Consider the following 6782-nt stretch of genomic DNA (forward strand, 5'->3'; position numbering starts at 1 on the left):
AAGGGCTGGGGCTGCATGGCGATGAGGGCGCTCACCCCCGCCTTTCCCAGAACACCATGCCGTCGAAGGCGAAAACCGCCTCGCCGTGCTGGTTGGTGCCCGTGTTGTGGTGGAACACCAATCCCCATTCCGGGCGGGATGCCGAGGGGCGCTTGGCCGTCACGGTGGTGCGATAGGTGATCGTGTCGCCCGCATAGACGGGCTTGAGCCATTTCAGGTTCGAGAAGCCCGGGGAGGGGCCGAGCCGGGCCGGGCGCTGGCCGTGGGCCAGCGCATAGGCGCGGATCCGGTCGCGATGGCCGACCATATGCTTCATCCACACGCTCGCCGTATGCCATCCGGAGGCACAGAGCGCCCCGAACAGGCTGGTCTTTGCGGCCTCCGGGTCCACATGGAAGCGCTGCGGATCGTATTGCGTCGCGAAACGGACGATCTCGTTGGGCGTGAACGTATAGGAGCCCAGCTCCTCCGTTTCGCCGATGACGAGATCCTCGAAATAGGGATTGGAGGAGATCGGCGGGATCTCGCGCGGCGGATGGTCGGCGGGCAGCGAATCCGCCGCCGCTTGGAGAACCTGACGGCCCCCTCCGGTAAACGGCTCGGCATCGCGGGTAGCGAACATCACCCAGTTGGTCTGCGTCAGCACCGTCTCGCCGGCCTGATTGATCATGTCGAAATGCAACTGCACGAGGCCAAGTGTGGGCCTGCTCTTGGAGATCCGGCTCTCCACAACTTTCACATGCGAGCGCAGGGTATCGCCGGGCCTGACGGGCCTCACCCATTTCACCTCCTCGATGCCCGGCGCGCCCATGGCGGAGGAGTCCAGGAGCAGCCCGTCGGCCACCAGCCGCATGTTGAGGCTGCAGGAGTGCCAGCCCGAGGCGATCAGGGTGCCGATGAAGCTGTCCTTGGCCGCAACCTCGTCCACATGGAAGGGCTGGGCATCGTATTCCCGCGCGAAGGCCAGGATATCGTCCTTCGTCACATGGAGCGGGCCGAGGGTCTGAGAGAAGCCGACCGGCAGATCTTCGAACGTGCGCATGGAGCAACCCCTTGTCGAGAATTGCCCTAGCATAAGGGGCACGCCGTTGGGAGACCTGCCCCTGCAACCCTGATCCGTGGCCTGCGTAGCGGAGGAACGAAAAGGGGACGGGCAATGCCCGTCCCCTTCGGTCCTTTTGTGCCCGGCTGGTTAGAGCACGAACCAAGCCTTGCTGAGGTCGATGGCGCCTTTCAGCTTGATCACGGCCTCGGCGCTCTTGTCAGTATCGGTGCTGAGATAGACGTATGTCTCCTTCTTCGTCTTCTCGTAGCGCACCTCGCCGGCCTTGCTGAACGCCTTCGTGCCGATGAAGGAGAACTTCTGGTCGCCGCTCTTCTTCGTGTTGGCGTCCACCAGCTTAAGGTCGAAACGGTCACCCTCGCGGCCCTTGAAGTCGGTGATGTAATCGGCCTTGGACTTGGACGTGCCGGTCTCCCGGTCGTCGAACATGAACACGTCCAGGCCCGTGTTGCCGGTGAGCGTATCCTTGCCGAGGCCACCCACCAGACGGTCGTTGCCATCGTTGCCGGTCAGACGGTCATTGCCCGCGCCGGCGTCCAGCGTGTCGTTGCCGGCAGCTCCGGCGAAGGTGTCCTTACCGTTCCCGCCCTTGATCAGGTCGGCGCCGGCGCTGCCGGTGGCGTTCTCGTCAAGAGCATCATAGACTGTGACGGCAATCGTCTCTGTGATCGAGTTGTTAGCGCCATCCGTTACTTTCACTGTGATGCTGTGTCGGTTCGACTGCTCGTAATCGAGCCGCACGCCATCGTTCACCATGAGCCGGGTGATGCCATTCACCGTCTCGAGCGCGAAACGACCTTGAGCGTCATCGATCAGCTCGAAGCGATGTATGTCGCCCATATTGTCGGTGACCCCGAGCGTTCCGACGGCATTGCCCGCCCTCGTGTTCTCGGTCACCACATCGCCGTCCAGTCTGATGTCGGAAGGAGGGAAGAGGCTGCTTGGCGTGACCTTTTTCCCGCCGAGGAACTCCAGGATCTCTACATTGCGGATCGTGTCGATGTCTTCTCCATCACGCTTGTCTGCGATTGTGAAGGATCCATCGTTATTATGGGTGATGATGTAATCGGACCCTGAGGGGCTGGAGCCCGACAACTCTCCGAACAAAGAGGATTCCTGACGGAAGGTCACTTTTCGAGTTTCGCTGTGCGGTGCAGCCGGCTGGATGGCTCACAAACCCAAGCTGTGCCTCAAGAAGCCGCCATTCTGCGGCAATCCGCAGCACTCACGGCGAGAAATCTCCCGCCGCGTTATGCGCCAGGCGGATCGGCTCGGGCAGGCGGTACTTCGGGGAACAGCGCAGGACAAGCTCGGTGGCCGTCGTAATGTCCGCGAGGTGGCCGGGGGAGATGAACATGGGGTTCTTGGCCGTGCGGGTGCGCAGGGCCACGCCGATGGTTTCCTTGCGGTCGATGAGCGGGGCGGCGGAGCCCTTCTCCTCGGCCAGATCCTTGTAGCGGCCGCACAGCAGCGTCTTGCCGCAGCCGATGGTGGGGCGCTGCAGCCACAGGCCCATATGGCTGGCGATACCGATGTGGCGGGGATGGGCGATGCCCATGCCGTCGAAGAGAAAGACATCGGGCTCTGACTTCAGCTTCTCGAAAGCCTCCTCGAGGACGGGTCCCTCGCGAAAGCTCAGCAGGCCGGGCACGTAGGGAAATGGTGTCGGGCGTTGCGCCAGAACCGTCTCTACCGGCAGGAAGCCCGGGTAGGTGACCACCACGATGGCAGCCTGGGACTGCTCGTTCTTCACGCTCACATCGACGCCGGCCACCAGCTCGATCCTGTCGAGGTCGATGGGGCGGTCGGAGATCACCTCCGTCCGCAGTTCGCGCTGCAGGGCAATGGCCTCGGAAGGGGTGAGATTCCAGTCGTGGCGATGGTGAAGCTTCATGGGCCGATATTGGAAAACACGTGGGCTCAACGCTCAAGGTTCGGGATCGATCCCTCTGCGTCGGCATATCATCGGTGCCACGCCGCAGCCAATCTTCGTCACCCTGACCGAAGTTTGGTCCTGGACCGGTTCAGCCTGATATTGGCCTTCTTCCTCACACGATCATGGTCGAGCGCACGATCGTGGGTGAGAGCACTCAATCGGCGCTCGGCTTGATCTTTCGCAAGGAATGATCGAACGGGATGAGGCATGATGCTCCATCCTTTTTCGCTTCGAGGAGATCCGCTTTGGCTCAGTCAGCCACTGGCCGCAGCATCCCGATCATCAGCCCGGCCGAGGGCGTGACGGAGGCGATGATCCGCGATCTCGTGGAAACCTTCTACGACCGGGTGATCCGCGATCCGGAACTCGGGCCGATCTTTCATGCCGCGCTCTCCGGCCGATGGAGCCGGCACTTGGCCTTGATGGTGGATTTCTGGTCGTCGATTGCGCTGCGGACCGGACGCTACCAGGGCAAGCCGCAGGCGGCCCATATGGGCATGAGCCTTACGCCCGAGCTTTTTGCTCGCTGGCTGTCATTGTTCGAGAAGACGGCGCGTGAGATCTTTGAGCCGGATGTGGCGGCTTTCTTCGTGGATCGGGCAGGGCGCATTGCCGAAAGCCTGCAGATCGGCCTCGGGATCGGACCGAAAGCCCTGCGGCTGCCTTAAGCTTTCAGTTAGCGCTCCCACCACTCAAGCTCGTCGTCGCCGCTTTTGGGCAGCAGGGACGAGATGCCGATCATGAGAAAGCCGCATGCTACGAGCACGCCGACGAAAAACTCGGCGCTGCCGAACCCGGGAGAAAAGAAAGTCTCGAAAAAAGCCTGCATGAAGCCACCCTCCATGCAGGCTTTGTCGCATCATGGTCCTGAACGGGCGAAAAAGCGCCCATTCAGGATTCTGACAGTTTTTACGTGTTGAAGCGGAAGTGCATCACGTCACCGTCCTGAACGACATATTCCTTGCCCTCCAGCCGCAGCTTGCCCGCATCACGCGCGCCTGCCTCGCCTTTCAGGGAGGTGTAGTCGGCATAGGCAATGGTCTCGGCGCGGATGAAGCCCTTCTCGAAATCCGTGTGGATCACGCCGGCGGCACCGGGAGCCTTGGTGCCCTTGGTGATCGTCCAGGCGCGGGCCTCCTTAGGCCCGACAGTGAAGTAGGTGATGAGGCCAAGCAGTTCGTAGCCGGCGCGGATCACCCGGTTGAGGCCGGGCTCGGTGAGGCCGACCGCATCGAGATATTCCTTCTGCTCGACGGGCGGCAGAACGGCAATCTCGCTCTCGATCTTGGCCGAAACCACGACGGCTTTTGCACCCTCTTCCTTGGCGCGCTCGAAGACCTTGGCCGAGAAGGCGTTGCCCTGGTCGGCGGAGGCCTCCTCCACGTTGCACACGTAGAGAACGGGCTTGGAGGAGAGGAGGCCAAGCATCTGGAACAGGCGCTCTTCTTCGACCTTGCGCTCCACCATGCGGGCGGGCTTGCCCTCGCGCAGCAGGGGCAGGGTGCGGTTGACGAGGTCGAGGGTTTCCTTCGCCTCCTTGTCGTTGCCCTTGGCCTTCTTCTCGAGCGCCGTCACGCGCTTCTCGAGGCTGTCGAGGTCGGCGAGCATCAGCTCGGTCTCGATGGTCTCGATATCGGCGATCGGGTCGATCTTGCCCTCGACATGGGTGATGTCCGTGTCCTCGAAGCAGCGCACCACATGAGCGATGGCATCGACCTCGCGGATATTGGCCAGAAACTGGTTGCCAAGGCCCTCGCCGCGGGATGCGCCGCGCACGAGGCCGGCGATATCCACGAAGGTGAGGCGCGTCGGGATGATCTGCGCCGAGCTGGCGATTCCCGCGAGCTGGTCGAGCCGGTCGTCCGGCACCGCCACGTCGCCCACGTTCGGCTCGATGGTGCAGAACGGGTAATTGGCGGCCTGCGCCGCGGCCGTCTGCGTCAAGGCGTTGAAGAGGGTGGACTTGCCGACATTCGGCAGGCCGACGATGCCCATTTTGAAGCCCATGGCCTCACTCCTTGTGATAGCCAGCTTCTAGCCGGCGTTGTTCTTGCCTTCAGCAGCCTTTTCTCCGGGCCGCTTCACGTCCGTCCAGCCTCTCGCCTCCATGGCGAGGTGGACCTTGTTCTGAAAGCTGCCGTCCTCACCCTTGGCGAGAAGGGCGGCGTTGTCCGCGATAATCCGGCACAGGTCATCGACCCAGGCCTCTTCGCTCTTGCCGAAGTCGCCCAGCACGTGGCTCTGCACAAGAGCCTTGTGGCCGGGGTGGCCGATGCCGAGGCGCACGCGGCGGTAGTCGTTGCCGCAATGGGCCGAGATCGAACGCAGGCCATTATGGCCCGCATTGCCGCCCCCGATCTTCACGCGCAGCTTGGCCGGCGGCAGATCGAGTTCGTCGTAGAACACCGTCACATCGTGCAGCGGGATCTTGAAGAAGTTCTGCGCTTCTCCCACGGCCTGACCTGACAGGTTCATGTAGGTTTGCGGCTTGATCAGCAGCACCTTCTCGCCGCCGATCACCGCGTCAGCTGCCTCCGCATGGAAGCGCTTGCGCCAGGGGCCGGCATTGTGCACGCGCGCAATCTCGTCCACGGCCATGAACCCGATATTGTGGCGGTTCCTGGCGTAGCGGGATCCGGGATTGCCGAGGCCGACGAAGAGGCGCATCGCTTGGTCCTGCTCATAAGAAACGCTCCGGCCTTGCGGTCGGAGCGTTGAAGCCTATCGATGGGCTTGAACGCCCGATCAACCAGCGCATCGTGCGGAAAAGTGGTTCCGGTTTTCCGCTCCGAACGATGCGCCAGTATAAATAAGCATCGGATGGATCCCAAAAGTGGTGTCCACATTTGGATCCGATGTCTTTAGGCGGCAGCAGTGCCCTCGGCCGCAGCCGGAGCCTCTTCCGTGAGGCCGGTCGGGGCAACGACGGTGACGAGGGTCATGTTCTCAGCCGAGGTCGCCTTGGCGCCGTTCGGGAGCTTGATGTCGTTGAGGTGGACGGAGGAGCCGATGTCGAGCCCCTCGACCGAAGCCTCGATGTAATCCGGGATCGCGTCTGGCGAAACCTGCAGCTCCACCGTGTGCTCCACGACCTGAAGGGTGCCGCCGCGCTTCACGCCGGGGCTCTTCTCCTGGCCGACCACGTGCACCGGCACCACGACCTTGATCGTCTGACCGGCGGAAACGCGCAGGAAGTCGATGTGGAGCGGGAAGTCACGGACCGGATCGAGCTGGTAGTCGCGCGGAATGGCGCGGACCGTCTGCCCGTCCACGTCGATCTCGAAGATCGTGGTCAGGAAGTGACCGGCGAAGATCAGCTGCTTGGTCTGGTTGAAGTCGAGGGCGATCGCCTGGGCCGGCTGGCCGGCTCCGTAAATGACGGCGGGAACTTGGCCTTGGCGACGAACGGCCCGGGCGGCCCCCTTGCCGGCCCGGTCGCGCGCCACGGCCTTGATTTGCTTTACTTCGCTCATGGTCGTGGTCCTATAGATTGAGTTGGAAAAACCGATGGCCGCCAAGGTCTTGAAACCTATCGGCGGCCATGAGGTCGGCGCCCGTGCCTCCAAGGGTGTCGAGCGGGCGCGAGGCGGCTTATAGCGATAATCTTACCGGAAGACAATAACTTTGGCTGTAACTCTGTACCGTGTAGTCTCGCGACGGCAATGGTGCCGCCACAGAGGCCGCGATGGGACTGGATCAGGTCGCTCTAAGGTCTGTGGGGATTCACATGAGGTTGGGCTTATGATTCAAGCTCTTGATGGATCGCTATGTCTTGACGGACGC

At 62.5% G+C, this 6782-nt stretch carries 8 protein-coding genes; 1 reads left to right on the forward strand and 7 read right to left on the reverse strand.

Going from position 1 to position 6782, the window contains the following annotated elements:
- Positions 1–31: 31 nt before the first annotated feature.
- The 3 genes from JQC81_RS02180 to nfi all read right to left on the reverse strand — a co-directional run bounded on the left by JQC81_RS02180 (position 32) and on the right by nfi (position 2957).
- On the reverse strand, positions 32–1042 hold the full coding sequence (locus tag JQC81_RS02180; protein WP_203270067.1) for a MaoC family dehydratase: 1011 nt from the start codon (positions 1040–1042) through the stop codon (positions 32–34).
- A gap of 150 nt (positions 1043–1192) precedes the next feature.
- Positions 1193–2170, reverse strand: coding sequence for a calcium-binding protein (locus JQC81_RS02185; RefSeq protein WP_203270068.1), 978 nt, complete (start codon positions 2168–2170; stop codon positions 1193–1195).
- Between the two features lie 118 nt (positions 2171–2288).
- Positions 2289–2957 carry a deoxyribonuclease V gene (gene nfi, locus JQC81_RS02190; RefSeq protein ID WP_203270069.1) on the reverse strand — a complete coding sequence of 223 codons (669 nt, stop codon included), beginning with the start codon at positions 2955–2957 and terminating at the stop codon, positions 2289–2291.
- A gap of 287 nt (positions 2958–3244) precedes the next feature.
- Between nfi and JQC81_RS02195 the strand changes: the two genes are divergently transcribed.
- A complete protein-coding gene (locus JQC81_RS02195; RefSeq protein ID WP_203270070.1) occupies positions 3245–3667 on the forward strand; it encodes a group III truncated hemoglobin in 423 nt (140 codons plus the stop codon).
- Positions 3668–3675: 8 nt separating this feature from the next.
- On the opposite strand, the gene JQC81_RS02200 is transcribed toward JQC81_RS02195, so the two are convergent.
- The 4 genes from JQC81_RS02200 to JQC81_RS02215 all read right to left on the reverse strand — a co-directional run bounded on the left by JQC81_RS02200 (position 3676) and on the right by JQC81_RS02215 (position 6472).
- Complete coding sequence (locus JQC81_RS02200) at positions 3676–3828, reverse strand: hypothetical protein (RefSeq protein WP_203270071.1); 153 nt, start codon at positions 3826–3828, stop codon at positions 3676–3678.
- A gap of 80 nt (positions 3829–3908) precedes the next feature.
- Positions 3909–5006 carry a redox-regulated ATPase YchF gene (gene ychF, locus JQC81_RS02205; RefSeq protein WP_203270072.1) on the reverse strand — a complete coding sequence of 366 codons (1098 nt, stop codon included), beginning with the start codon at positions 5004–5006 and terminating at the stop codon, positions 3909–3911.
- Positions 5007–5033: 27 nt separating this feature from the next.
- Positions 5034–5666, reverse strand: a complete 633-nt coding sequence (pth, locus tag JQC81_RS02210) for an aminoacyl-tRNA hydrolase (protein WP_203270073.1) — start codon at positions 5664–5666, stop codon at positions 5034–5036.
- Between the two features lie 194 nt (positions 5667–5860).
- Positions 5861–6472, reverse strand: coding sequence for a 50S ribosomal protein L25/general stress protein Ctc (locus JQC81_RS02215; protein ID WP_203270074.1), 612 nt, complete (start codon positions 6470–6472; stop codon positions 5861–5863).
- Between the last annotated feature and the right edge of the window lie 310 nt (positions 6473–6782).

Origin of the sequence: Microvirga arabica, from assembly GCF_016811235.1 — a bacterium.
In the GTDB taxonomy this organism is placed as follows: Bacteria; Pseudomonadota; Alphaproteobacteria; order Rhizobiales; family Beijerinckiaceae; genus Microvirga; species Microvirga arabica.